The sequence below is a fragment of the Melioribacter sulfuriphilus genome (assembly GCF_051488685.1).
In the GTDB taxonomy this organism is placed as follows: domain Bacteria; phylum Bacteroidota; class Ignavibacteria; order Ignavibacteriales; family Melioribacteraceae; genus Melioribacter.
In genome coordinates, this window is sequence record NZ_JBPSEH010000002.1 from 207,175 (window position 1) to 231,817 (window position 24,643).

Genomic DNA, 24,643 nt, shown 5'->3' on the forward strand with positions numbered 1-24,643 from the left:
TTCTCTTTTTTTAATTCGCAAATTTAAGTAAAAGCCTGGAAACCTGTAATATCTTCTCCGATAATTAATGTGTGCATTTCATGGGTGCCTTCATAAGTTTTAACCGAATGGAGATTGGCAGCATGCCTCATTACAGGATATTCATTTAAAATTCCATTTGCTCCTAAAATTTCACGGGCAATTTGTGCAATTTCAAGTGCTTTTTCGCAGTTATTTCTTTTAGCCATTGAAATATGCGTATGTTTTACTTTGTTTTGGTCTTTTAATCGCCCTATCTGAAGATTTAATAATTGAGCTTTTGTAATTTCAGTTAACATATAAACAAGTTTTTCCTGAGTCATCTGGTAGGCGGCAATTGGTTTTTCGAATTGAATCCTTGATTTCGAATAATCAAGAGCACTCAAATAGCATTCGATCATCGCACCTGTAACACCCCATGCTATACTATATCTTGCCTGATTTAGACACATTAAAGCAGATTTTAATCCCATCGATCCGGGCAATAAATTTTCTTCCGGTATTTCCACGTTGTCCAGAATCAGTTCCGAAGTGACAGAAGCACGCAATGAATGTTTCCCTTTCATTTCGACGGCAGTAAAACCCTTACGTTCTTTTTCGACAATAAAACCTCTAATTGTCCCTTCCAGTTTAGCCCAGATTATTGCAATATCTGCAATCGAGCCGTTGGTAATCCACATTTTTGCACCGTTGAGTAAATAACCACTATCGGTTTTTTCTGCTTTTGTCAACATTCCAGCAGGATTTGAACCAAAGTCAGGTTCGGTCAATCCAAAACAGCCGATGACTTCTCCACTTGCCAATTTAGGCAACCAATATTCTTTCTGCTTTTCCGAACCAAAAGTATAAATTGGATACATTACAAGTGACGATTGGACTGAAGCAAAACTTCTAATACCGCTGTCGCCTCTTTCTAATTCCTGCATAACCAGCCCGTAGACCACATTGTTCATATTGGCACACCCGTACTTCTCTGGAAGTGTAATGCCAAAGATTCCAAGTTCGGCCATCTTTGGTACTAAATGGAGAGGGAACGTGCCTTCTTCATAATGCTTTTCAATTACAGGAATTATCTCTTGACGGACAAATTGATAGATATTGTTTCTAACAAGAATTTCTTCTTCCGAAAGGAGAGAATCTATATCCAGATAATCAACACCGCTATATATAGACATAAATTTACCTTAAATATTAACTTAAAGATAAATAGTTTGGAGTTATAAGCAAAATTAATCGCAATCTAAAAAGTCGTATTCATTCAAAAGTTTCATAATCAACTCGGAAGAGTAACCTTTAGATTTCAAATAGGAAAACAATTTTTGTTTCTTTTTTTGAGGTTCCGTGTTTTTAAAAGCAGAAGTTTTGATTTTTTTATTGAGTAGTTCACGTGCATTTTCGATAAGTGTATTTTCATCAATCTTCTTCAATACATCCTCGATAGTCTCGTTATCCACACCTCTTTTAAGCAGGTCATTTCTTACTTTTATGATGCCCGATTTCTTTTTTGTAATCGCTTCTTCGGAATATTTTTGTGCGAAGTTGTAATCGTCTAAATAATTCTTGTCTGAAAGTTCTTTTAGTAATTCATTAATCAGATTAATATCAAAACCTTTCTTCAGCAGTTTTCTTTTTATTTCGGCAGAAGAGTGATCTCTCCTGCCAATTAATCTGTATGCTGCTGTTTTAATTTCGAAAAGTTCGTCGGCTTTAAGGAGCTGATTTAATTTATTTTCGTCGAGGTCATCCCCTTTCCGCAGAGCAAATTGTACTACTACATTGTAATTAACGTACAAAGACGAAGAATCGTCAAAAGTAATTTTAACTTTGTTGTTTTTTCTTACCAACGAATTGATGATCATTTTGATTTTTTCTTCTGTGCTTCATCCTTCTTTTCTTCTTCCACTTGTGTTTCAATCATACCGAGTGAGGTTTTAACTTCAGTCTCCAATTCAGCGAGAAGTGCTGGATCTTCAAGTAATTTTTGACGAAGTTGTTCGCGTCCCTGATACCTTTCGTCTTTATACGTAAACCATGCACCACTTTTTTTAAGTATTCCAATTTCAGTGGCAAGGTCTATCAAATCTCCTGTTTTACTAATACCCTCATTATAGAGAATGTCGAACTCAACTTCTTTGAATGGTGGAGCCACTTTGCTTTTAACGATTTTAACTTTGGTTCGGTTTCCTATAATATTATTGGAATCTTTGATTGCTGCAATTCTACGTATATCGAGGCGAACCGAAGCATAAAACTTGAGGGCATTTCCTCCGGTCGTAGTTTCGGGATTGCCAAACATAACGCCGATTTTACTTCTTAATTGATTTGTAAAAATAACGCACGTTTTCGATTTGCTTATTGCTCCTGTAATTTTTCTAAGAGCCTGTGACATCAATCGAGCTTGCATAGCCATTTGAGGATCGCCCATATCGCCTTCAATTTCCGAGCGAGGAACCAGAGCCGCAACTGAATCCACAACAATTACGTCGAGTGCATTACTTCTAATGAGTGTATCGACAATTTCGAGAGCCTGCTCGCCGAAATCAGGTTGAGAAAGCAAAAGATTGCTAACATCAACGCCGAGACGTTTTGCATAATTTACATCGAGTGCATGTTCTGCATCAATAAAAGCAGCTATGCCTCCCTGTTTTTGAGCTTCTGCTATTATGTGTAAACATAGTGTAGTTTTACCAGAAGATTCTGGACCATAAATTTCAATGATTCTGCCTCTCGGAACGCCTCCAATTCCGAGTGCATAGTCGAGCGATATTGAACCTGTAGAGATGGCTTCCACTTTGTTAATTACTCCATCCCCTAGTTTCATTATGGTTCCTTTACCATAAGTTTTTTCGAGATTTGCAATTGTATCGTCGAGAATTTTCAATCTTGCATCTCTTTCAAGTGCCATTATTCCTCCTTTTAATCAATTTAAAGCTTGCAATCGGTTGATAAACTGAACCTGTCGTTTGAAGTATACTCCTGTATAAAGTAATTTCATCTGATATGAACTCAGGTATATCAATTTCCAATTTTGTAAAATTTTTAATTTGATCCAAATGTCTATCGTTTTTTATTCTAAGAAGCGTTAAGTGCGTTTTAAATTTTCTTTTCTCTTTTTTATAACCAAAACTTTCCATTAAGTTTTCAATTTCTTCGTAGATTCTTACGAGATATTCATTCTCTAAGAAATCGAGATACAAAATCGCAGGTTTGCTATCTCTGTAAAAAAGTCCCGCCTTAGATATCTTTAAAGAAATTGGAGAATGTTCTTTTACAAGATCAGAAATTGACCTCGTAATATCCGGGATTAAATTTTCATCGGTATCGCCCAAGAATTTTAATGTAATATGCAATTTATTCTTCTCTTCCCATCTCAGCCCGGACGTATTTTTAAAGAAAGCGTCGCGAAGTTCAATAATTCGGTCTAAAACATTTTCAGGTAAATTGAGAGCAATAAATGTTCTAATCGTCATACGGTATACCGAGCAAATTTCTTCTTAACATTTCTAAAGCTGCCTGTGAAGTACGATCTTTATTAAGAAGTCTATCGTCACCGAAGCGAAATTCTTTTGCTGTACAAATTGTATCGTCACAAATGCCGATATAAACCAGTCCTACTGGTTTATCTTGAGTTGCGCCTGTAGGTCCCATTATACCGGTTACCGAAAGGCCGATATCTGTTCCGCTTATCGATTTTATTCCTTCTGCCATTTGTCTTGCCACTTCGATGCTAACAGCACCATATTTAGAAATTACATCCTCATCCACTTTAAGTAATTCCACTTTTGCAGCGTTACTGTATACAACGACGCCCCTTTCAAGGAATTTACTGCTGCCGCTTACATTGGTCAAACGATGCATTATATACCCGCCGGTGCACGATTCAGCCACTGCTAAAGTTAGTCCCCTATCAATAAAAAGTTTGGCTACCACCGATTCCAGCGTTTCGTCATCTTTGCCGTAAATATACTTACCTATTTTAGTTCTCAATTTTTGTTCAATTGCTTCAATTCTGGATTTAGCAGAATTCTCGTCATTATCTTCTACCGTTATTCTTAGTCGTACGCCGAATTGATTTGGCAGGAAAGCCATTTTAGAATCGCCCAATAATTCATTCAAGTCGCCTATGCGTTCGTAAAGATGGGATTCTGGAATTCCTGTTGTAAGCAGATTTTTTCTCAATACAATCTTTTTTCTATCGCTTAGTTTTTCCTTCAATCTCGGAATCACAAAATTTTCCATCATCAAGTGCATTTCGTATGGAACGCCGGGCATTGCAATAAATATTTTATTGTCCTTTTCGATCCAGATGCCTGGAGCGGTGCCACGGCTATTTCGAATTGGAATGGCAATTTTGGGCACAAGCGCTTGCTCTTCGTTTATTTTAGTCAGCTGTCTGCCCCTTTTTTCAAAAAATTTTTTGATGTCGTTGAGTACATCCTGGTCGATAACCAGTTCAGTTTCAAAAAAATCGACAATAACTTTACGTGTTACATCGTCGTGAGTAGGACCGAGCCCGCCCGTTACAATAACAAGGTCAGAAAAATCGAGTGCTCTCTTAAATTCTTTTTTAATAGCCTCCTCGTTGTCAGGCATTACGGACGATCCAATTACATCAATACTAAGTTCAGATAGTTTTTCTCCAATGTAGGCTGCATTTGTGTTGATAACTTGCCCAATTAGAATTTCATCGCCGATAGTAATAAGAAATGCATTCATAGTAAAAATCCAATTTGATTAAATAAATTAAATAATAGATGAATTAAGAAAAAAGTATAGAACCCAGCTACTATGTCGTCCAATATAACACCCCAGCCGTTGCCAACTTTTTCCAGTTTCTTGATAGGATATGGTTTCAATATATCGAACAGTCTCCATAAAATAAATGCAGGTAAAATATACCAAATAATTTTGGGTATAAAAAGTAATGAAATCCAGGTACCAATAAACTCGTCGAGTGTAAATTCTTTTGGGTCGTTTCCATAGAGTTTTTCGAATTTGTGAGCAATTTTTTGACCTATCAGAATAAAAAAAGAAATCAAAGAGAGCATTATTACCGGGCTTTCGAATCCAGGAATAAGATAAATTAAAAGTGCGATGAAACTCCCTGCTGTACCACTGAAGTAGGGAAAATATCCACTGAAAAAACCTGAACCGATAAATTTTTCTAAACTACTAATTTTGTTTGCCAATTGTTTTCTTTATTAATGAAAAATTTGAAATAAAATATGTTAATCCAGTATAGAAGGTGAAAATGGTAATTGCCAGCATTGTGTAATAAATAAATTCTTGATTTAATAAAAGTCCAAATAGCCATTTATATTCTCTATAAAGTGAATCGAAACTTCGAAGGGTAAAAACCAGAAGCAGGTAGTACTGAAATGCCATCTGGAAAAAAGTTTTCCATTTAGCAGATTTACTCGTAGAAAACGACACCTTTTTGTAATCAGCCCAAACTCTTAAACCGGTTATAATAATATCTCTGAAAACAATAATTAAGACCATCCAGAGTTCGAGAATACCAACAAGTACAAGAGCAAGAAATGCGGTAGACGTAAGAATTTTATCGGCCAATGGATCGAGAAACTTCCCCCATTCCGTAATATAATTAAATCTCCTTGCCAGCCACCCGTCATACCAATCAGTAACAGCCGCAACTATGTAAATTGCAGCCGACATTTGAATTAAGAAAGGCTCACCAGATAAAAACAAAAAGAAAAAAACAGGGGTTAGGATAATTCTTAATACCGTTAATTGATTTGGAAGTACCATATCAGGTGTTTAGACCAGCAATTTGTAGTAAATAGTTAAACTCGTAGATTCCGGTATCATGGCCGTCTTTCCAGATAAATTTCAGGGCATAATTTCCCACCCGTTCAATTCGTTCTAATGTAATCTCCTCGTTTGAATAAATCGGAATATAATTTTTGCCATTTTTTGCGGCTTCTGCGTGGCATGAAGCGCATGGACAAAGAGATCTCATATTGGCGTTTTTAATCTTAGATATTCTTCCGTCCTGCCAGTATATAGTAATATTATTCTCGTTTATACTAACTTTTTCAGGGAACATTTTCAATACCGGTAAGCATTTTTAGCGCTTCAAAATATTTTTTACTTGTATTCTCAATCACTTTGTCAGGTAAAGGAGGAGCCGGTGGCTTTTTGTTGAAATTAATCGAAAGTAAATAATCTCTTAAGTATTGTTTATCGAAACTGTTCTGGGATTTCCCTTTTTCGTAGTTTTCAAGTGGCCAGAAACGTGACGAATCAGGAGTAAATAGCTCGTCAATTAAAATAATTTTCCCGTCATAGTAACCGAATTCTACTTTTGTATCGGCGATAATAATTCCTTTTGAGAGTGCGTATTCAGCTACTTTTTTGTAGAGTTTGAGAGAAGTATTTTTTATGAGGTCATATGTCTCTTTACCAACGATTTTTATTGCATTTTCTTCGGTTATATTTTCGTCGTGTAAACCGATTTCGGCTTTAGTGGAAGGCGTGAAAATTGGTTCCGGTAATTTTTCCGATTCAACCAATCCCGCAGGCAATTCAATTCCACAGACTTTACCCGTCTTTTTGTAATCGTTCCAACCGGAACCAGTGATATATCCTCTTACAATACATTCGAGAGGTATCAATTCTGCTTTTTTGACAAGCATCGACCTTCCATTTAATATCTCTTTATACTGCCGGCATATTTCGGGATATTCATCAACATTTATTGTAACCAAATGATTATCCACAATATCTTTTGTAAAATTAAACCAGAAAGCTGAAATTAGATTTAACACTTTCCCTTTATTCGGAATTCCCTCGTTCATTATTACATCGAAAGCTGATATCCTATCAGTAGAAACAATTAAAAAATATTCTCCAAGGTCATAAATATCTCTAACCTTCCCTCTTTTAAATAATTTTATATCTTTGAAATCTGAATAGAGCAATGCTTCATTTTTCATGATTTTTCCTCATTAATGGGTTATTTCAGGTAAGCAATATAAAAATTGAGGTGTGCATAAAGCAAATTGAGGCTGCCAGATAAATCGGCATTCGAAAAAAATTATCTGGCAGCCATCAAATGACTTATCTTCTTCTGATTATGTTTCTTTCTCGGTCACGTCGTGTATTTTCATTGTAGTTTCGAGCATCATCTTCTTTGTTTCTTCTAATATTATTTTTGTATTCACGCTCATCGACTCTAATATCTCTTCTTTCATTGTCTTTATATAAATCGCTATTCCTCATCCTTCTTTCGATATAGTATTTTTGAGGTGGATCATAGTGACTTTTCTTAAAGTGCGGTCTGTCGAAAATATTTCTAATGTGTCTTTCGTGAATTAAATAATCTCTGATATTTCTTGAATAGAAATGATTATATGAAACAAAGCACCAATAATCCGGAATAGTTATCCATTTGAATGAAATATGTATATCGATATCCAGACGGAAATGTGAAGTATATGGAATAGGAGCCCATCCGATATAATCGTCGTCATATCTCCACTCGACCCACGCTGGTGCCCATTCATCATCGGGGAACCAGATCCAGCCGTAGTGAGGATGATATTCCCATCTACCGTAATGATATACAATTTCTCCGTAAGGCTCGTAAGATACCCAGTACCATCCAATCGAAGTCCATTTCCATCGACCGATTGTATAAGGCTTCCAATCAATATGAACAAAGGTCGGTCTCCATACATTCAAATTGTGACTGAGGGTAATCCATTCACCGTATGGTTTAAGAGCCTGGTAAAAGTGAGGGCGATTCCGATAAGAAGCTTCTGAAGAAATTGTTGTCAATGTAAATATGGTTAATATGAATATCATCTTTTTCATGAGAACCTCCTTTTTTTTATTTTTATGTCAATAAATATGCCGTTGTTTGAATGCAATTTTTAAATCTATACGGCTTCTTGATTTTATTATGTTCACTAAAGAGTACAATTACGTTTGTTAAGACTACAATCAAAATGGAGAAATTAATGACGAAGAAATTTTTCCTCGAAAAACGTCCGCATAATGGAATGACATACGAAGAATATATGGACAACTTTCGAAATACAGTTGAAATGATAAAAAACAGTTTACAAGAAATAGAAGACCCTAATCTCAACTACTTATTGATGAATTTTCAAAGGTCGCAAAGAATTGAGAAAAATTATGTTGTGAATGAGGAACTTTGCAATGCGATAAAGAAAATAACTGCACCTCAACTCTGGATGGTTTTAACAGAATATTGGTGTGGAGATTCTGCACAGACATTACCTTACATAAACAAGATAGCAAAGTGTAGTACTCTTATTGAACTAAAAATACTCGAGAGGGATAAAAATCTTGATATAATGGACCTTTATTTGACAAACGGTACAAGGAGCATACCGAAATTAGTGGCATTCGATTATGAAGGTAATGAATTGTTCCAATGGGGACCACGTCCAGGTGAGGCACAGGATTTAATTAAACAAGCCAAAGAAAATGGGAAATCGAAAGAAGAATTTATGAAAGAATTGCACCTCTGGTATGGCAGAAACCGTGGTAAAGCAATCGAAGAAGAATTTAAGAATATTATTAATAATCTAAATTAGTCCTCGTAGTTGAAGGGAAAGATTATTCTGACGCGTGATTTTAATTCACGACCGTTATTCTTTGCTGGATGAAAAGATGTTTTATATAGTGCCGACTCTACCGCTTCGTCGCAGCCATATCCAATACCTTTAATTATTTTAGTATCAACAACGAATCCAAATTCATCGATTTCGGCCTCAATAATAATTTCACCTTTTAATTTGAGTCTTTTTGCAATTTGAGGAATTTCGAGGTTATCGTTAATACTTTTTAATCCGCCCTTTGGATAAGGACATTCTTCATAGTCGCATTGGATTTCAGTTTTAGTCAAGACTTCTGGCACATGATTAATTTGAGCTTTATTATTTTCTATCTTTGGAAGGTCAGGATTTTTAACCACAAGATTTCTGTCGAATATTTTAAATTGTACATAAAGCGTAACTCTGCTTTCAACAGGTTTACCGGCAGTTTGTCCTGGAATAAATTTAGTTTTTTTGACCGCTTCTCGAGCTGCTTCGTCGCAACCCAGTCCTAGACCTTTTACAATTTCGACATCTTTGACATTCCCGTTTTTGTCGACGGTAGCTATCAGTATCACTTCACCTTCCAGTCCATAAAGGAGAGCATGCTCGGGATAGACAAGATTTTTTTGGATTGCTTCTATTCCATCAATCGGGACTGGACAAATTTCTGCATCGCAAATTAATTCCTGATTCTTTCTTTTAATCAATTCACTTTGCTTATTCCCCGCCAGGAATTCTTCTGGTGATGGTTGATAGTTCGGGTCGATATCGAAGAGGTTTCTTCTAATTAATTTTCCGTCTTCGTAGACAGAGATTTCTTTTAACGATCCATTCTCATAGAAAATTCTCTCAGTACCATCCTTTCTTCCGTTCTTAACATTATATTCTCTTTCTATTAAACCGTTGGGATAATAATAGACTACCCTGCCATGGAGAAATCCGTTACTGAATTCTTTATAAGATTTTAAATTACCATTAGGATAATATTCAACGGCAGCACCGTCGAGAATATCGTTTACGTAAGAAATTTCCGAGCGGATACTGCCGTCTGGATAATAACTTCGGCTAATGCCATTTTGTGCATAAACACAGATACTAATAAAAAATAATGCCTTTATAAACTTTCGCATTCGTTCAATTAAATTACTTTTAACGAATTGTCGAGGTCCTGAATTATATCATCTGGATTTTCGAGTCCAACTGCAATCCTGATACCGCCGGCATCGATTCCCCTGTCAGCAAGTTCATCCGGTGGTACAACGGAATGAGTCATCGAAGCTGGATGTTCAATCAATGTCCTTGTATGACCCAAACTTACTGCGAGAGTCATTGTATAAGCATGCTCGGCCACATAATCCATAAATTTTATGCCGTTATTTTTGCTTTCAAGAGGAGAATTTCCTTTGATAACAAAATAAATTAAACTGCCCGGAGCAAAATTACCTTCAAAGTCGATCATCTGCTTTTTAGCTAATTCATAATGTTTGAAATTTTTTAGACCTGGATAATTGACGAACTCGATTTTGGGATGCTCATTCAGAAATTCTGCAATTTTTGTCGCTGTTTCGATTTGCTTTTTCATTCGAATAGGAAGCGTCGGTAGTCCATAAGTTAAAATTGACCAGGCACTTTTGGGATTGAGCACAGCACCAAAATCTTTTCTATACAGTTGCAACATATCCTGGTATTCTTTTCTGCCGATTACAATACCACCCATATCTGTACCAAATCCGCTAATTCCTTTTGTAAGCGAGTGAACTACAAAATCGGCGCCCAGTTCTATTGGCCTTTGACAATACGGCGTTGCAAATGTGTTATCGATTACGATCTGAATTCGATCTTCGGATTTTCGATTAGAGTTTATTTTATCAACGACCTCTCTAACTTTCTTAATATCGATAATCTCCAGATTGGGATTTGCAGGCGTCTCAAAATATATCACCCTTGTTTTGTCGGTTATTTTAGTGTATATGTTTTCTGGATTGTTCAGGTCGATAGGATTCCATTTGATATTATAACGTGGATACCAATTACTGAGCAACGAAAGAGTGCAACCATACAAAGTATTGTGAGTAATAATTTCGTCGCCCGATTTAGTTAGAATTCCGAGTATAGCTGAAATTGCACCCATTCCGCTCGCAAAACTAACGGCAATTTCCCCTTTTTCGACATAAGCAATATTTTCCTCGAGCATATCTTTATTTGGTTCGCCAAGTCGGTCATATATAAATATCGGTTGACCTTCTCCAAATATCTTAGTATTTGCAAACTGTGAAAAGCCCTGAGCTCCCCTTTCCACCGAATCGAGCCTGAACGTTGTTGACGACGAAATTGGCGCTGTTACATGATGTGCATAATCCCATTTGTCAGTCGTATATTTCCCATAGATTAAATGGGTAGCCATCGAATACTTCGATTCATCAATTATCTGGTTTTTCTTTTTTTCATTTGACATGACACACTCCTATTTTTTTCTTACTCTTAAATTATGTAATCCCAGCATACTATAAAAATGGAATTAGAATAATTTATTAACTACGTGCAAAAAAATTAAAGGCATACATTATATCGGTTTTATAAAATTTGAATCTACGGAAAAGATTTTATCTTAGGAGGAAAAGTAAAGCATCTTTAATAAACGCATAATTTTCTCATTCATTGTAAAAAGGGGAGTCTATGACAACTAACCATTTATATATTTCGAATGAATTTTAATGATAGTTGATGAACAATTTCGACCGTATTTAACGACCGGAAATAATTTCCATTTTTACAAAAAGTAGATTGCGTTGTATTGTTATCTAAAGGCAAATAGAAGTAACACCTACAGATTGAGTTAGTATCGAATAAGTTGAATCAATTAGAAGCAAATCATAAAAATAAATACGAATTAATTTCACCTCATGGTATATGAGAGAAATTATTTTTTCTTCTTAAAAAAGTGATACTGAAATTCATTCAATCTTAATGCTTGCTTCTGTTTATAATAGATTGTTCTCCTTGAGCCAATCGTCGTTGTAAATGGTAGAAAAGTATTTATATCCGCTGTCGCAAATAATTGTAACAATATTTGCGGGTCTATCGATTTCACGTGCTAATTTAACTGCAGCCCAGACATTTGCACCGCTCGAACCACCGGCAATAATACCTTCTTCAAAGGCCAGCTTTTTAGTCCAGCCAAAAGCTTTTTTGTCATCAACCTGAAACATATCGTCGAGGTACTGAAACTGAGCCGTTTTAATTATGAACTCGTCCCCCATTCCTTCAATTAAATATCGCGAGGGCTTTATCAATTTTTTATTTTTGAAATAATCATAGAATACAGAGCCTACCGGGTCAACACCGATGACTTTAATCTCAGGATTTTTTTCTTTCAAGTATCTTCCTGCACCAGAAATTGTACCTCCAGTGCCGAATGCTCCGATTAAATAGTCGACTTTACCTTCCATCTGCTCCCAGATTTCAGGGCCTGTGGTCATGTAATGAGCTTCATTATTATCGAGATTGTTATGCTGGTCGATGTAATAAACAGAAGGATTAGCCTTTACGTAATTGAGCGCATAGTTGTTATACGAGTAAGGATCTTCCGGAGGTAAGTTTGCATCGACTTTTATTACGTCGACACCGAGAATTTCGAGCATTTTAATTTTTTCTTTACTTGTGGTATCCCTGATTACGATTTTTAAGTTATATCCTTTTTGACGACAGACGATAGCCAGACCGAGAGCTGTATTGCCGGATGAATTTTCAATAATCGTATCGCCGGGTTTAATTTTACCCTCCTTTTCAGCTTTTTCGATCATATACTTGGCAATTCTATCCTTTATGCTTCCACCAGGATTCATGAACTCAAGCTTGGCATAGATATCTGCCTTAAGATTCCTGGAAATGTTGTTTAATTTTACTATCGGTGTTCTGCCAATTGCATCAAGAATATTTTGATAACAAAAATTTCTCATTTTTATTTCCGTTAAGTTAATGAATAGCCTCTCAAAAATTCTTCCGAAGTCATGATTTTTCTACCTTCGGGTTTAATTTGAAGAATCTGCAGGGTTCCCTCTCCTGTACCGATAAAAATTTCCTTTTTTGTCTGAAGAATCTCGGCGGGTTTTAGTACCGGTTCGTTAACTACAGCTGATTTATAGACTTTATAAATTTTATCATTAAGTGTGAAATAAGCACCCGGCTGGGGCGAAAGTCCTCTAATCAAATTATGAATTTTCTTAGCTGAATTATTCCAGTCAAGGCGACATAATTCTTTCGTAATTTTGGGAGCCATTGTAACCTGAGCCGGGTCCTGCTTCTGAAGAGTGTAATTACCGGTCTCAATTAAATCGACTGTTTTTAGGAGGAGTTCAGCTCCTTCAATTTTCATTTTATTGTACAAAGAACCATAGTCGTCTTCATCCTCGATTTTTATTTTTTGTTGAAGGATGATATTTCCGGTGTCAACATTTTTATCGATAAAAAAAGTGGTCAATCCCGTTTCAGTATCTCCGTTAATTAATGCCCACTGAATTGGAGCTGCACCTCTGTACTTGGGTAAAAGCGAACCGTGTAGATTAATTGTGCCAGATGGTGGAATAGTAAAAACATTTTCTGGTAGAATTCGAAATGCTACGACCACAAATAAATCTGCTTGAACATTATGAAGGAGCTCTATGAAAGAATCATCTGATAAATTCGCAGGTGTAACTACTTCGATGTTATGTTTGAGTGCAACTTCTTTTACTGGGGTTGGCGTTACATTACGACCTCTACCTCTTTCTTTATCCGGAGCGGTAACAACAAGTTTAACTTTGTGTGAACTTTCAATGAGTCGTTCCAGAGATGGGACGGCAAAATCGGGTGTGCCCATAAATACTAAATTCAATTATCTCCTCCGAGCAATTAATCCGACACCGGATAATCAATTTCAACTTCTTTTTTGCGAATTTTTTCGAGCTTTTCTTTAAGTTGCTTCTTTACATCGTCGGCAACTCTGTCGGGAATCATTTTGCCAATTAAATGGTCGTACTCATGAAGTATAACGCGAGCTAAAAAATCAGAAGCATCCATTTCCTGAATATTTTCGTCTGTGTCAAGATATCGTACTTTAATTTCTTTTGGTCTTTCGACCTCGGCACGTAAAGTCGGTAAACTGAGGCACCCTTCTTCCATCGAAACATATTCGTCCGATTCTTCAATTACTTCTGGATTAATCATTACAAGTGGTTTGAATTTTTCGTATCCTTCCACTTCTTTTAAATCGATGACAAAAATGGATCTATCGATTCCAACTTGATTTGCTGCCAGACCAATTCCGTATGCCTTGCGCATTGTTTCAAACATATTTCGGATATTATCAATAACAGTATCATCTATCTGATCAATTTTCTTTGTCTTCTGCCTGAGTATTTTACTTCCGTAAATTTTAATCGGTAAAACAGCCATAATAACTCCTTCTGTTTATAATTTGTTTATGACTTCAGCGCTTAAGTCTTTGTATAATAAAACTTCGCTGGCATAAAAATACATTCGAATCAACAATCGAAAAATAACTAAGATTTGTTGAAGAAGAAAGGCAATTGCCAAAAAGTAATATGGAGTACGCGGCATGAAGTAGACAATTACGTTATAAAGTAGAGCTCCCCCTGCCCCAATAAATGCAATAATAAAAAAAACAATGAAGATAACTCTGAAATTTTTATAAATAAAATGCGCTGCCTTAAAAATGTATTTGAATATTTCATATTTATCGTTGAGTGCAAGAGATACTTTAGTATAATCAGATATGATTGAGATAATACCAATTAAAAATATTAGGAAAGAATATCTCAGACTCCGTATTAAAAATTCCGCCATTACATTTTCAGAATTACGGAAAAAATAAGAAATTACCTTTCCCAGGGAGTCGTTAAAAATAAATGTCAGAGCGTATAATAAGGTCGAAATCAGGAGTACCTTGAAAAAACGAAAGAAATACTTCACCCCTCCGTAAAAAAAATCAACCATGTGGTTCTTTTCGTTTGTATTAAAAACGGAAATCAATCCTCCAAGGTAAAATGTTTGAATCAAGGTATAAATAATAACTACTATATAAATGAGCATAGGGATTTGTTCAAATTGAGTTTTGTTGAGATTTTGAAATTGAATAAACCAGAAATAATCGAACTGTTGATTTAACTGATCGCTAATAATGGAATGACTTAAACTGTTTTCAAGCAAATTGAAAATTACCACACTCGTCAAAAGAGCAAATGCGGAATTTGTAATCCAGAGCAATATGACAAATTTTATATTATAGAATACAAGTCTAAAAGCCTGAATGAGGGCATCCTTTACAGTCAATTTCATCCGATACTCCCGAGAATTATCAAAGCATTTTGCACCCAGAAAAACCAGCGTGCTGAAATCGATAAGGATGCCCAATACCTTTTTTTAATCATGTACGAATTGTTTGCAAAATCGATATCAAGAAGATTTTTACGGAAAGGGTCGATTTCAGCGCCAACTACTTTATCATCAGTTTCGAAATAAAATATTTTCCATCTCGATTCGTCTTCCCATCTTGTGAATAAAGTGTCGTTTTCTGTGTAGAATGCAATGTCGTTTTTGAAGAATCCATCGCCTTTACGTTCAGCCGTAACTGCATAACGATTACGGCTAACTCTGTTGACAGCTGTAATACTGTAATCGAAAATTTTTGAATTGGCATAAAATTCTTCGAAGAACCAATTTATTTCTTCATCAGAAAATTGCTTGACCAGATTAATAAAGTCGTTTGCCGTAACGTGTTTGAATTTATATGTATTGTAATACTCTTTAATTATTTTTTCCATTCTATCGAAACCGAGATACCTTTCAAGTGTATGGAGCATTAATTCCGGTTTTGAATACGAATTAACCACATAGGCAAGTCTGTTTGGATGAGTAAATGAGAGGTCGGAAATAGAACCGATTGTAAGATTTCTGTAATAATTTGCGGCGCTTTGAGCTCCAGGGTTTATCGGTATATCGGCTATGGTATAAATAATTGGTATTTCACCATATGAGAGGAAATTCAGACCGAAAACGGGGATAAATTTAGCAATCCGAAAATAAGCGTAGATTCCAGGATAATATTCGTACATAAATTTAGTGGCAAAATACGACGCGAAACCTTCGTCGAGCCATGCTTCGTAAACTTCATTATTTGCAATTATTCCCTGGAAGTATTGGTGTGCGAATTCATGCGCAACCAGATATTCAGGCCAGCCTGTTTTTTCAGGTGAGAATAATTCTGCACTCAAAGTAAACAATGTAGGATATTCCATCCCGCTCGAAGCAGAAGTACGTGGTACATCAACAAGGCTAAGATGGCTGTATGGATAACTTCCAACTTTATCTTCGAAGTAAGTCAAACAATTAATAACAGCTCTTCTGTATCTGTCTTTAAATTTACGCCTCTCCGGTTGAATAAAAAGATTTACATTAACAATCGTGCCGTCCTTTCTTTTATAATATGTTCTTTCATATTCAATGCGATCTGTGACTGCCCATACAAAATCGTGTATTCCAGCTTGAACTACTGTATACGTTTTGTAGCCTTCTTTTTCATGCACATCTGTGATTTCGCCACCAGCTATCAATGTAAAACTCTCAGGAATTGTAATTGTCAATTTATATTGACCGAAATCTGAATAGTAATTTAGATACGGATAATACGAACTACAGATCCATTTACCATTTTCAAAAACGCCAACTTTGGGATACCACTGAGAAATAAAATCAAAATTTCGCCCTCTTGCCGAACCAAACCTTTTAACAGACACAGGAATTCTTAGCTTATATTTAATTTTTATTACAACTGTGTCACCAGGATTGGCAGTTTTTTCGAGTGTAAATTTTGCCACAGTACTATCGTACGGATTACTAATTTCCGGATTAACAAAAACGAGATTTTTCTTTAATCCCTCAGATTCAATCGATTCGATTTCTACTCGAGTCATATTTATCTTGTCGAGATGATAAGCTTGCGCAAAAAAAGTATTATTATTGCTATAAGCGTTTGGATATAAGTGAAGATAAATTTCATTGGTCGGAAAGTTGGTTCTATTAATCCAGTAAATTTTTTCACTGACATCAGCAAGGTTATTGATCGGGTCGTAATTTATATTGAATGAGTAATTTGCAACGGGAATAAAGTTTTTGTTTTCTGAAGCAATTAATCCATTATTGTATACCTGGCCATTGTACGAATAATGGAAATCGAAGAAAGACTTTTCTTCGGAATAGTGTAAAATTACTCCGATTAAAAGAATTGAAAGAATAATATAACGGATTTTCATAGCAATTAAACTTATAAAGGAGGAAGGATTTATTCAATAAAAAAGGCTGCTTGAAGCAGCCTTTTTAAATCTTATTTTATTTCAATTGTTCTGGGTTTTATCCTTTCGTGTTTCGGCAGTTTGATTTCGAGTATACCGTTTTCGAGACGAGCTTCAATGTTCGATTCGTCGATTGAATCGCCAATTTTGAAGCTGCGGTAGAAATTGCCAGTTTCGGTTTCTTTCAAAACGTATTTTCTGTTTACTGCTTCATCGAAATTGATTCTACCCATAATTATGAGTTGTTCGTCTTCAAGTTTAATTTTAAGATTCTCTTTTGAAACGCCGGGTAAATAAGCATTGAGATAAAAATCGTTATCAGTTTCGTAAATATCAACTAAGGGAGCAACCCACGATTCTTTTTCAAGTGCTTCTTCCCAGCTCTTCTGGGTCTGGCTCTGAACTTCCATTACATCTTTTGTTTCTGCCATAGTTATCACCTCCTTTTTTTATTATTAAACTTTTTTATTTATCATCATCGACTACTTCATACGAAGCGTCTTCAACATTACCTTCCGTTTTTGATTCTGCTTTGGCACTACCATCACCTGGTGTTTGTTGAGCGCCAGGCTGGCTTTGCTGCTGATAGAGTGTTTGAGCAATTTCGTTCCAAACTTTTGTTAGACTGTCTGTAGCTGATTTAATTTGATTGACATCATTAGATTTCAAAGCGTCTTCGACCTTCTGAATTTCACTTTCGAGCCTGCTTTTCTTGTCGGGTGACAATTTATCTCCCAATTCATTAATCTGCTTTTTCGTCTGGAATATCAGATTATCTGCGTTATTTCTAACTTCGGCGGCTTCTTTCTTTTTCTTATCCTCGGCTGCGTGAGCTTTGGCTTCTTGCTTCATCTTTTCGATTTCTTCCTTTGTCAAACCACTTGATGATGTAATACGTATACTTTGCTCTTTATTTGTTGCTTTGTCTTTTGCGGATACATGCAAAATACCGTTTGCATCAATATCGAATGTAACTTCAATCTGAGGAACTCCTCGTGGTGCTGGCGGAATTCCATCGAGATGGAATCGCCCGAGAGTTCTATTGTCGGCAGCCATCGGACGTTCACCCTGCAGCACGTGGATTTCTACAGAAGGCTGATTGTCTGAAGCCGTCGAGAATATTTCACTCTTGCGTGTTGGAATTGTCGTATTTGCAGGTATTAATACTGTCATTACACCGCCCAGGGTTTCAATACCAAGTGAAAGCGGAGTAACGTCAAGCAAGAGAACATCTTTAACGTCGCCTGCAAGTACGCCTCCTTGAATTGCAGCTCCAATAGCTACAACTTCGTCTGGATTAACTCCTTTATGAGGTTCTTTTCCGAATATTTTCTTGACGATTTCCTGTACTTTTGGAACACGTGTAGAACCACCTACAAGTATAACTTCGTCAATTTGCGAAGGAGTTACACCAGCATCTTTCATCGCCTTTTCACACGGCTCTATTGTCCTTTGAATTAGATCGTCAATTAACTGTTCAAATTTTGCCCTTGTAATTGTGATGTTAAGATGTTTAGGACCATCTTGAGTTGCAGTTATGAACGGTAAATTTACATCTGTTTGAGCTGACGAAGAAAGTTCAATTTTAGCCTTTTCAGCAGCTTCCTTCAGGCGTTGCAAAGCCATCGGATCTTTCCTGAGATCAATTCCTTCTTGTTTCTGGAATTCGTCTGCAAGGTAATTGATTAAACGTTGATCGAAATCGTCTCCACCAAGATGTGTGTCACCATTAGTCGATTTAACCTCGAAAACACCTTCGCCAATCTGAAGTATCGAAATATCGAATGTACCGCCACCTAAATCATAAACTGCTACCAATTGGTCTTTATGTTTTTTATCGAGACCATAAGCCAGAGCAGCGGCAGTAGGCTCGTTTATAATTCTTTTAACTTTCAGTCCTGCAATTTCGCCTGCGTCTTTCGTGGCCTGTCTTTGAGCATCGTTAAAATATGCAGGCACAGTAATAACAGCTTCTGTAACTTCCTGTCCGAGATAATCTTCTGCAGTTTTTTTCATCTTCTGCAAAATCATGGCAGAAATTTCGGGCGGAGAATAAAGTCGATCTCCAATCTTAACACGTGCCGAACCATTCTCCGAACCAGTAACTTCATACGGGACTTCTTTTATTTCCTGTTGAACTTCATCGATGCGTCTTCCCATAAAGCGTTTAATTGAAAAAACGGTATTCTTCGGATTTGTTATAGCCTGTCGTTTTGCAGGCTGTCCTACCAGAATTTCACCGTTTTTAGTAAATGCAACTACAGAAGGAGTAGTTCTTCCACCCTCAGAATTTGGTATTACTACTGGTTCGTTGCCTTCCATTACAGCGACACACGAATTTGTAGTACCCAGGTCAATTCCAATAATTTTTCCCATTTTATTCTCCTCTTGTTTTTAATGTTTTAGTAATTACCATAAGAAAAAATAGAGTTGAAGTGAATTACTTCAACTCTATTACTTTTTCTTTCTTTGGCTTTGGATTCAATTTTTTCATTTTGATGCTGAGCATTCCATTTTCAAATTTAGCCTCAACATTGTCGGTATCAACATCTGCCGGAAGCGTAAATGACCTCTTGAAGCTACCGAATACACGCTCGGAGCGATAATAATTTTTTTCTTTCTTTTCTTCTTCTTTTTTCTTTTCACCTTCTATCGTTAAAATGTTATCTTGCAAAGTAATTTTTACATTTTCTTTTTTAACGCCGGGAATTTCGGCAACTACATTAATTGATTCGTTATCTTCAGAAATGTCAATACGAGGATTAAAATTATCGGCAAATGTAAAACCGAAGTTGGTGAAATCTTCAAAATATCTCTGTATTCTGTCATGTAAGGTTTCGAGTTCTTTCAACGGTTCAAATTTTACGAGTGTCATAGTTATCACCTCCTTTTATTGGTTTTACATATTTTCGTTTTATACTGCTCAAGATATGTGCCAAACATAAAATATTACGCAATTTATTGAAATATAATAAGTTACGAGAATTTTCGTATAAGTTAACAATTTCTGTAACTATGACAGATAACAGTCAGAATTGAACATATTTTGTAATTATGGCAAAAATGGCCGACAAAAATTCACAAGAAATTACGGAGGTATAAAGTGTTTAATATTGAAGAATTCGATATTAAGCTCGACACAGAAATAATTGGACGAAATTTTGTTTATTGTGACGAAGTTGAGTCGACAAACGACCTACTTTTGAAATCAAAGGATTTTGATCAGCATGGTACTGTATTAATGGCTGAGTATCAAACACGCGGTAAAGGGAGAAAAAATCGAGAATGGATAAGCAATGCCGCACAAAATCTTACTTTTTCGATATTACTCAAACAAAATTATCCTGAAAAAAAGATCAATATAATTAATCTACTCTCTTCCCTTTCGGTGGCACAGGCGCTTGAAAATTTATATCAGCTAAACATTGAATTGAAATGGCCTAATGATATTTTGGTAAATAAAAAAAAGATAGCTGGCATACTGCTCGAATCGGTATCGAAAGGGAAAAAAATCGAAAAGCTTGTAGTGGGAATTGGCATCAACGTAAATCAGCCAAATTTTCCAGGTAAATTCGAGATCCAACCGACTTCAGTTAGAAAGGAATTTAAATCGATCGTTAGCCGTGAACGCCTCCTGAGTGAAGTATTAAATATATTCGAAAATCTACTCTTTACAGCATTTGAAAATACAGACAAAATTTTGAACGACTGGCGTGAGCGCTGCAAAATGATAGGCGAAAAAGTCAAGATTATTCAGGATAATAAAACTTTAGTGGGAGTTTTTGACGATATTGACGAGGAAGGATATTTAATGCTAAAGACAGCAGACAAAATTGAAAAAATTCATTATGGGGATGTAAGTCTAAGATAAGCGAAAGGCAACTAAGTGAAAAAAATATATCTGGACAATGCAGCAACTACTCCAACTGATCCCAGAGTAATTGAAAAAATGATTCCTTATTTGAATGAATATTTTGGAAATCCTTCTTCAATTCATTCATTTGGGAGGAAAGCTCGTGTTGCTGTCGAAGAAGCACGCGAAATTATCGCCCAATTTATTAATTGCAAACCTGGCGAAATCTATTTTACCAGTTCTGGAACCGAAGCTAATAACTTTGTTCTGTCAGGAATCAGCAAAACGGAATACATCGAATCTGGCAAAAAAAGCATAATTACATCGTTGTCCGAACATCATTCAGTACTTGAAACATGCGATAAACTGGCATCAGAAGGTTTTATAATCCGTAAATCTGCCCTCGAGAAAACTACTGCTGTTCCAGTTGAAAATGTTGCAGGATTAATAGACAATGATACGTCGTTGATCTCAATCATTCATATTAATAACGAAACCGGCATTATTAACAACATAAAAAAGCTATCAGATCAAAAACCGGCGAATGTTTATTTGCACACAGATGGGGTTCAGAGTTTTGGAAAAGTTACTATTGATGTTAAGGAATTAGGTGTTGATGCCTTCACTGCATCTGCACACAAAATAAGAGGTCCGAAAGGAATCGGGTTTGCGTATGTCAAATCGGGCACTCCAATTTCACCTTTAATATATGGTGGTGCCCAGGAGAGGAATCGAAGAGGTGGAACGGAAAACGTCCCTGCAATTGTTGGATTTGCCGAAGCTGTAAAAATTGCTTCAAAAGAAATGAAAGAGAATTATGAACATGCAGAATTTCTACAAAGACAATTTCTCGAAGGCTTAAAATCATTGAACGACAATAGTTTTATTGTCAACGGAGAACCACATAAGTTCCCTTTCATCACGAGCATTACTCTTTTATCTGATTTTTACAACAACGATACAGAAGCAATTCTGATGTATCTCGATATAAATGGAATAGCCGTATCGAGCGGAGCTGCATGTACTTCAGGCACTCTTAAACCTTCTCATGTTTTACTTAGCACAGGCATGAAATATGAAGATGTAATCGGCACTATACGATTTTCATTCGGAAGTCAAAACACTATCGAAGAAATCGAATACACACTTGAAATAATTTCAAGACTACTAAAAAAGTTTCGAAAGTAATCAGGTTAAATATTCAATTAACAATGTTAGTTTATCTTTTAGCTCTTTTCGATTAACAATAAAATCGAGGAAGCCATTTTCTAAAAGGAACTCGGAGCGTTGAAATCCTTCGGGCAGATCTTTTCCAATTGTTTGTTTAATAACACGCGGTCCTGCAAATCCAATTAAAGCCTTCGGTTCGGCTATGATCACATCGCCCAACATGGCAAAACTTGCAGTAACTCCCCCTGTTGTAGGATCCGATAAAACTGAAATATAGGGGATCCCTGCATCAGACAATCTGGCCAGGCGTGAACTTGTTTTAGCCATTTGCATCAACGAAAATGCACCTTCCATCATTCTTGCCCCACCACTCTGACTAACAATTATGAGCGGAATTTTATCTTGATAGGCAACATCTGTGATGCGTGCGATCTTTTCACCCACTACCGATCCCATACTTCCACCAATAAAACGAAAATCCATCACCGCTATCGCTGATTTGATACCGTTAATTTTTCCCGTTCCTGTCCTAACTGCGTCATTCAAACCGGTCTTTTTAATCGTCTCATTAATACGGTCGGTATATTTTTTTGTGTCCTCGAACTGAAGTGGATCAGCTGAAATCATCTTTTTGTCATATTCTTTAAATGTTCCTTTGTCAAGAATAATGGAAATATACTGGTCGCTTCCGATTCTAAAATGATAATTGCATTTCGGACAAACCCACAAATTAGATTCCAGTTGTCTATTGTGTATAATTTCACCGCAGTCGTTGCATTTTGACCATTGTCCGTCGGGAATATCGGTCTTTTTACTTTCGGGCGAAATATTTTCTTTTTTTCTTTTGAACCAGGGCATCAGCTCTTCCTAATTATTTTTGCGGATACGGTAATTACTTGTTTCGGATTATCAGGGTCGTTTGTGAATAAAACAACTGTTCTTACCAGTTCGCCCTCTCTTCCTTTGGTGTCGAGTTTTACTTTCATTCCGATTTCTTTACCGGGTTCGATAACAGGATTAGATATTAAAACCGCTGTGCAACCACAAGAACTTTTTATATTTCTTATTTCAAGTTTCGACTTGCCGGCATTCTTAATTTTTACTGTTGCTTCTTTTACTGAACCTTCTTCTATTTCTCCGAAATCAATTATGTTTTTTTCGAGCTTAATTTTAGGAGCCGATTCAGGATTTTGATTTGACAGCTTTGCCACAACATTGGCACGGAATGTAAGTTTTAGATACGAATTTTCGGGATCGTTCGAAAAAACATAGACATGCTTGTATTGTTGTCCGTATCTCCCTCTTGAATCGAATTTTATTTTTATTTTTGCGCTTTCGCCCGCTTCAAGTTCTTTTTTAGTTGGCATTGCCGCAGTGCAACCACATGAGGCACGTACGCTTTCAATTACAAGTTTCCCTTCCCCTTTATTCATAATCGCAAATTCATGTTCAACTGTCTCCCCTTCAATTATTTCACCGAAATCAAACTCCGGTTCAGGCGAAAATATCTTTGGAGCTTTTTCCTGTGCTATTATTATGCCTGTAAATAAAAGTAATAGCCAAAATAGATTAATCACTCTTTTCATTTTTTTCCCTGGTTATAAATTTTTTTAAATACAAAGGTTCGAGGTAATCAAAATCCGTAACCTTTTTCCCGTACTCATTAGCCCATTTAGCAACGTAATAAGCCGTTGGAGCCACTATTTTTTTTGCAAACAATAAATTATTATTATCGGCGTACACAATATCTGCATCTGAAACTTTTTTTTCAACTTCTTCTTTCAATATTAATTGCAAGTTGTCAACAGCCTGATAAGTATTTCCATCGGATAAATATTTTGCGTAATAAAAATCGTTAATGCTTGCCTTTTTTAGAATACAGAATTTCATTTTCTCGGGTAGAGCCAGAGTTAATTGAAGCGCAGCTGCATCGAAAGTAGGTACTGGAATAATTGGCCTTTTCAATCCCATTGCAATTGATTTTGCAACTGTCATTCCAATTCTCAGCCCTGTAAAAGAACCTGGTCCATAAGATATGGCGATTGAATCGATATCGGAAAGCTGGGTTCCAAAATTTGCACGACAATATTCAATCATATTGAAAATTTTTTCTGAATGAATATTTTTTCTCAGAAAGTTTAATTCAAACGTATCGATGTCATTGTTGTAAAAAGCAACACTGCACACTTCGCCAGAGGTTTCAATGGCCAGTATCGGATTATTATTTCTCATTCTCGTAGATTTTAATTATTCTTTTTCCGTTTTCTTTTTCGTCGACATTATTAATTTCCACAACCAGATAATTTTCAGGGAGAATTTCACTCCACAGGTCAGCCCATTCGATAAAGATAATTGAGTTATCGTCATTCAGATAATCTTCGAAACCGATGTCATAAAGTTCTTCTATTTTTTTAATTCTGTAAAAATCGAAATGATAGATTCGAAATTGACCTTCATAAATATTTACTAACGAGAAACTTGGACTCGAAGTTTGGTCTATTATTCCCAAATTATTACATACGCAATTTACAAAAAATGTTTTGCCTGCGCCCAAGTTGCCTTTCATTGCTACTATTGAAGCGGGTTTAAGTAATTTAACAAACTCCGCAGCAACACTGCACGTGTCGGATTCGGAATTTACTATTTTTTCGTACGGGAGTTTCATT

At 36.1% G+C, this 24,643-nt stretch carries 27 protein-coding genes; 3 read left to right on the top strand and 24 right to left on the bottom strand.

The window, feature by feature from the left end:
- Positions 1–23: 23 nt before the first annotated feature.
- The 10 genes from ACSSV9_RS04175 to ACSSV9_RS04220 all read right to left on the bottom strand — a co-directional run bounded on the left by ACSSV9_RS04175 (position 24) and on the right by ACSSV9_RS04220 (position 7,854).
- The gene (locus ACSSV9_RS04175) at positions 24–1,193 is read right to left on the bottom strand and encodes an acyl-CoA dehydrogenase family protein (protein WP_437345972.1); all 1,170 of its coding nucleotides are present in this window, start codon (positions 1,191–1,193) and stop codon (positions 24–26) included.
- A gap of 54 nt (positions 1,194–1,247) precedes the next feature.
- Positions 1,248–1,877, bottom strand: a complete 630-nt coding sequence (locus ACSSV9_RS04180) for a regulatory protein RecX (RefSeq protein ID WP_437345973.1) — start codon at positions 1,875–1,877, stop codon at positions 1,248–1,250.
- Positions 1,874–2,923, bottom strand: coding sequence for a recombinase RecA (gene recA / locus ACSSV9_RS04185; RefSeq protein WP_437345974.1), 1,050 nt, complete (start codon positions 2,921–2,923; stop codon positions 1,874–1,876). Before recA ends, ACSSV9_RS04180 begins: the two co-directional genes overlap by 4 nt.
- Entirely contained in the window at positions 2,913–3,488 is a 576-nt protein-coding gene (gene thpR, locus ACSSV9_RS04190) for an RNA 2',3'-cyclic phosphodiesterase (protein ID WP_437345975.1), read from the bottom strand. Before thpR ends, recA begins: the two co-directional genes overlap by 11 nt.
- Entirely contained in the window at positions 3,478–4,734 is a 1,257-nt protein-coding gene (locus ACSSV9_RS04195) for a competence/damage-inducible protein A (RefSeq protein WP_437345976.1), read from the bottom strand. The genes thpR and ACSSV9_RS04195 overlap by 11 nt, the downstream gene beginning before the upstream one ends.
- Positions 4,731–5,207: a phosphatidylglycerophosphatase A family protein gene (locus tag ACSSV9_RS04200; RefSeq protein WP_437345977.1), complete on the bottom strand. Its 477-nt coding sequence runs from the start codon at positions 5,205–5,207 to the stop codon at positions 4,731–4,733. Before ACSSV9_RS04200 ends, ACSSV9_RS04195 begins: the two co-directional genes overlap by 4 nt.
- Positions 5,191–5,787: a CDP-diacylglycerol--glycerol-3-phosphate 3-phosphatidyltransferase gene (gene pgsA / locus ACSSV9_RS04205; RefSeq protein WP_437345978.1), complete on the bottom strand. Its 597-nt coding sequence runs from the start codon at positions 5,785–5,787 to the stop codon at positions 5,191–5,193. The genes ACSSV9_RS04200 and pgsA overlap by 17 nt, the downstream gene beginning before the upstream one ends.
- 1 nt (position 5,788) lies before the next feature.
- On the bottom strand, positions 5,789–6,085 hold the full coding sequence (locus ACSSV9_RS04210; RefSeq protein ID WP_437345979.1) for a DUF971 domain-containing protein: 297 nt from the start codon (positions 6,083–6,085) through the stop codon (positions 5,789–5,791).
- A complete protein-coding gene (locus ACSSV9_RS04215) occupies positions 6,075–6,974 on the bottom strand; it encodes a phosphoribosylaminoimidazolesuccinocarboxamide synthase (RefSeq protein ID WP_437345980.1) in 900 nt (299 codons plus the stop codon). Before ACSSV9_RS04215 ends, ACSSV9_RS04210 begins: the two co-directional genes overlap by 11 nt.
- A 124-nt stretch (positions 6,975–7,098) precedes the next feature.
- Entirely contained in the window at positions 7,099–7,854 is a 756-nt protein-coding gene (locus ACSSV9_RS04220) for a DUF6600 domain-containing protein (RefSeq protein ID WP_437345981.1), read from the bottom strand.
- 146 nt (positions 7,855–8,000) lie between these two features.
- Here ACSSV9_RS04220 and ACSSV9_RS04225 point away from each other — a divergent pair, with 146 nt between their 5' ends.
- Entirely contained in the window at positions 8,001–8,603 is a 603-nt protein-coding gene (locus tag ACSSV9_RS04225) for a thioredoxin family protein (protein ID WP_437345982.1), read from the top strand.
- Here ACSSV9_RS04225 and ACSSV9_RS04230 read toward each other — a convergent pair.
- The 10 genes from ACSSV9_RS04230 to ACSSV9_RS04275 form a co-directional block, all read right to left on the bottom strand.
- Positions 8,600–9,736, bottom strand: a complete 1,137-nt coding sequence (locus ACSSV9_RS04230; RefSeq protein ID WP_437345983.1) for a TonB family protein — start codon at positions 9,734–9,736, stop codon at positions 8,600–8,602. The genes ACSSV9_RS04225 and ACSSV9_RS04230 overlap by 4 nt on opposite strands.
- Before the next feature lie 8 nt (positions 9,737–9,744).
- A complete protein-coding gene (locus ACSSV9_RS04235; RefSeq protein WP_437345984.1) occupies positions 9,745–11,061 on the bottom strand; it encodes a trans-sulfuration enzyme family protein in 1,317 nt (438 codons plus the stop codon).
- Positions 11,062–11,587: 526 nt separating this feature from the next.
- A complete protein-coding gene (locus ACSSV9_RS04240) occupies positions 11,588–12,565 on the bottom strand; it encodes a PLP-dependent cysteine synthase family protein (protein WP_437345985.1) in 978 nt (325 codons plus the stop codon).
- 11 nt (positions 12,566–12,576) lie between these two features.
- Positions 12,577–13,479: a methionyl-tRNA formyltransferase gene (fmt, locus tag ACSSV9_RS04245; protein WP_437345986.1), complete on the bottom strand. Its 903-nt coding sequence runs from the start codon at positions 13,477–13,479 to the stop codon at positions 12,577–12,579.
- Positions 13,480–13,496: 17 nt separating this feature from the next.
- Complete coding sequence (def, locus tag ACSSV9_RS04250) at positions 13,497–14,039, bottom strand: peptide deformylase (protein ID WP_437345987.1); 543 nt, start codon at positions 14,037–14,039, stop codon at positions 13,497–13,499.
- A 15-nt stretch (positions 14,040–14,054) separates the two neighbouring features.
- Positions 14,055–14,942, bottom strand: coding sequence for a hypothetical protein (locus ACSSV9_RS04255; protein WP_437345988.1), 888 nt, complete (start codon positions 14,940–14,942; stop codon positions 14,055–14,057).
- Positions 14,939–16,915 (bottom strand): M1 family metallopeptidase, encoded by a 1,977-nt coding sequence (locus ACSSV9_RS04260; protein ID WP_437345989.1) that lies wholly within the window; start codon positions 16,913–16,915, stop codon positions 14,939–14,941. Before ACSSV9_RS04260 ends, ACSSV9_RS04255 begins: the two co-directional genes overlap by 4 nt.
- 71 nt (positions 16,916–16,986) lie before the next feature.
- Positions 16,987–17,385 (bottom strand): Hsp20/alpha crystallin family protein, encoded by a 399-nt coding sequence (locus ACSSV9_RS04265; protein WP_437345990.1) that lies wholly within the window; start codon positions 17,383–17,385, stop codon positions 16,987–16,989.
- A 34-nt stretch (positions 17,386–17,419) separates the two neighbouring features.
- Complete coding sequence (gene dnaK, locus ACSSV9_RS04270; RefSeq protein ID WP_437345991.1) at positions 17,420–19,330, bottom strand: molecular chaperone DnaK; 1,911 nt, start codon at positions 19,328–19,330, stop codon at positions 17,420–17,422.
- A 64-nt stretch (positions 19,331–19,394) separates the two neighbouring features.
- Positions 19,395–19,829: an Hsp20/alpha crystallin family protein gene (locus ACSSV9_RS04275; RefSeq protein WP_437345992.1), complete on the bottom strand. Its 435-nt coding sequence runs from the start codon at positions 19,827–19,829 to the stop codon at positions 19,395–19,397.
- Positions 19,830–20,057: 228 nt separating this feature from the next.
- On the opposite strand from ACSSV9_RS04275, the gene ACSSV9_RS04280 reads away from it, so the two are divergent.
- Positions 20,058–20,825, top strand: a complete 768-nt coding sequence (locus ACSSV9_RS04280; RefSeq protein ID WP_437345993.1) for a biotin--[acetyl-CoA-carboxylase] ligase — start codon at positions 20,058–20,060, stop codon at positions 20,823–20,825.
- A 15-nt stretch (positions 20,826–20,840) separates the two neighbouring features.
- On the top strand, positions 20,841–21,995 hold the full coding sequence (locus tag ACSSV9_RS04285; protein ID WP_437345994.1) for a cysteine desulfurase family protein: 1,155 nt from the start codon (positions 20,841–20,843) through the stop codon (positions 21,993–21,995).
- Here the strand turns inward: ACSSV9_RS04285 and accD are convergent, their stop codons facing one another.
- The 4 genes from accD to tsaE are packed head-to-tail and all read right to left on the bottom strand — an operon-like array spanning position 21,996 to position 24,642.
- The gene (gene accD, locus ACSSV9_RS04290) at positions 21,996–22,835 is read right to left on the bottom strand and encodes an acetyl-CoA carboxylase, carboxyltransferase subunit beta (protein WP_437345995.1); all 840 of its coding nucleotides are present in this window, start codon (positions 22,833–22,835) and stop codon (positions 21,996–21,998) included.
- Complete coding sequence (locus tag ACSSV9_RS04295) at positions 22,835–23,563, bottom strand: DUF1573 domain-containing protein (protein ID WP_437345996.1); 729 nt, start codon at positions 23,561–23,563, stop codon at positions 22,835–22,837. The genes accD and ACSSV9_RS04295 overlap by 1 nt, the downstream gene beginning before the upstream one ends.
- Positions 23,547–24,209: a tRNA (adenosine(37)-N6)-threonylcarbamoyltransferase complex dimerization subunit type 1 TsaB gene (tsaB, locus tag ACSSV9_RS04300; protein WP_437345997.1), complete on the bottom strand. Its 663-nt coding sequence runs from the start codon at positions 24,207–24,209 to the stop codon at positions 23,547–23,549. Before tsaB ends, ACSSV9_RS04295 begins: the two co-directional genes overlap by 17 nt.
- Positions 24,199–24,642: a tRNA (adenosine(37)-N6)-threonylcarbamoyltransferase complex ATPase subunit type 1 TsaE gene (gene tsaE / locus ACSSV9_RS04305; protein ID WP_437345998.1), complete on the bottom strand. Its 444-nt coding sequence runs from the start codon at positions 24,640–24,642 to the stop codon at positions 24,199–24,201. Before tsaE ends, tsaB begins: the two co-directional genes overlap by 11 nt.
- Position 24,643: the final 1 nt, after the last annotated feature.

Excerpts from the sequence above, each read along its gene's own strand:
- ACSSV9_RS04175 (WP_437345972.1), bottom strand. The coding sequence starts at position 1,193 with ATGTCTATATATAGCGGTGTTGATTATCTGGATATAGATTCTCTCCTT.
- ACSSV9_RS04180 (WP_437345973.1), bottom strand. The coding sequence starts at position 1,877 with ATGATCATCAATTCGTTGGTAAGAAAAAACAACAAAGTTAAAATTACT.
- recA (WP_437345974.1), bottom strand. The coding sequence starts at position 2,923 with ATGGCACTTGAAAGAGATGCAAGATTGAAAATTCTCGACGATACAATT.
- thpR (WP_437345975.1), bottom strand. The coding sequence starts at position 3,488 with ATGACGATTAGAACATTTATTGCTCTCAATTTACCTGAAAATGTTTTA.
- ACSSV9_RS04195 (WP_437345976.1), bottom strand. The coding sequence starts at position 4,734 with ATGAATGCATTTCTTATTACTATCGGCGATGAAATTCTAATTGGGCAA.
- pgsA (WP_437345978.1), bottom strand. The coding sequence starts at position 5,787 with ATGGTACTTCCAAATCAATTAACGGTATTAAGAATTATCCTAACCCCT.
- ACSSV9_RS04210 (WP_437345979.1), bottom strand. The coding sequence starts at position 6,085 with ATGTTCCCTGAAAAAGTTAGTATAAACGAGAATAATATTACTATATAC.
- ACSSV9_RS04215 (WP_437345980.1), bottom strand. The coding sequence starts at position 6,974 with ATGAAAAATGAAGCATTGCTCTATTCAGATTTCAAAGATATAAAATTA.
- ACSSV9_RS04220 (WP_437345981.1), bottom strand. The coding sequence starts at position 7,854 with ATGAAAAAGATGATATTCATATTAACCATATTTACATTGACAACAATT.
- ACSSV9_RS04225 (WP_437345982.1), top strand. The coding sequence starts at position 8,001 with ATGACGAAGAAATTTTTCCTCGAAAAACGTCCGCATAATGGAATGACA.
- ACSSV9_RS04230 (WP_437345983.1), bottom strand. The coding sequence starts at position 9,736 with ATGCGAAAGTTTATAAAGGCATTATTTTTTATTAGTATCTGTGTTTAT.
- ACSSV9_RS04235 (WP_437345984.1), bottom strand. The coding sequence starts at position 11,061 with ATGTCAAATGAAAAAAAGAAAAACCAGATAATTGATGAATCGAAGTAT.
- ACSSV9_RS04240 (WP_437345985.1), bottom strand. The coding sequence starts at position 12,565 with ATGAGAAATTTTTGTTATCAAAATATTCTTGATGCAATTGGCAGAACA.
- def (WP_437345987.1), bottom strand. The coding sequence starts at position 14,039 with ATGGCTGTTTTACCGATTAAAATTTACGGAAGTAAAATACTCAGGCAG.
- ACSSV9_RS04255 (WP_437345988.1), bottom strand. The coding sequence starts at position 14,942 with ATGAAATTGACTGTAAAGGATGCCCTCATTCAGGCTTTTAGACTTGTA.
- ACSSV9_RS04260 (WP_437345989.1), bottom strand. The coding sequence starts at position 16,915 with ATGAAAATCCGTTATATTATTCTTTCAATTCTTTTAATCGGAGTAATT.
- ACSSV9_RS04265 (WP_437345990.1), bottom strand. The coding sequence starts at position 17,385 with ATGGCAGAAACAAAAGATGTAATGGAAGTTCAGAGCCAGACCCAGAAG.
- dnaK (WP_437345991.1), bottom strand. The coding sequence starts at position 19,330 with ATGGGAAAAATTATTGGAATTGACCTGGGTACTACAAATTCGTGTGTC.
- ACSSV9_RS04275 (WP_437345992.1), bottom strand. The coding sequence starts at position 19,829 with ATGACACTCGTAAAATTTGAACCGTTGAAAGAACTCGAAACCTTACAT.
- accD (WP_437345995.1), bottom strand. The coding sequence starts at position 22,835 with ATGCCCTGGTTCAAAAGAAAAAAAGAAAATATTTCGCCCGAAAGTAAA.
- ACSSV9_RS04295 (WP_437345996.1), bottom strand. The coding sequence starts at position 23,563 with ATGAAAAGAGTGATTAATCTATTTTGGCTATTACTTTTATTTACAGGC.
- tsaB (WP_437345997.1), bottom strand. The coding sequence starts at position 24,209 with ATGAGAAATAATAATCCGATACTGGCCATTGAAACCTCTGGCGAAGTG.
- tsaE (WP_437345998.1), bottom strand. The coding sequence starts at position 24,642 with ATGAAACTCCCGTACGAAAAAATAGTAAATTCCGAATCCGACACGTGC.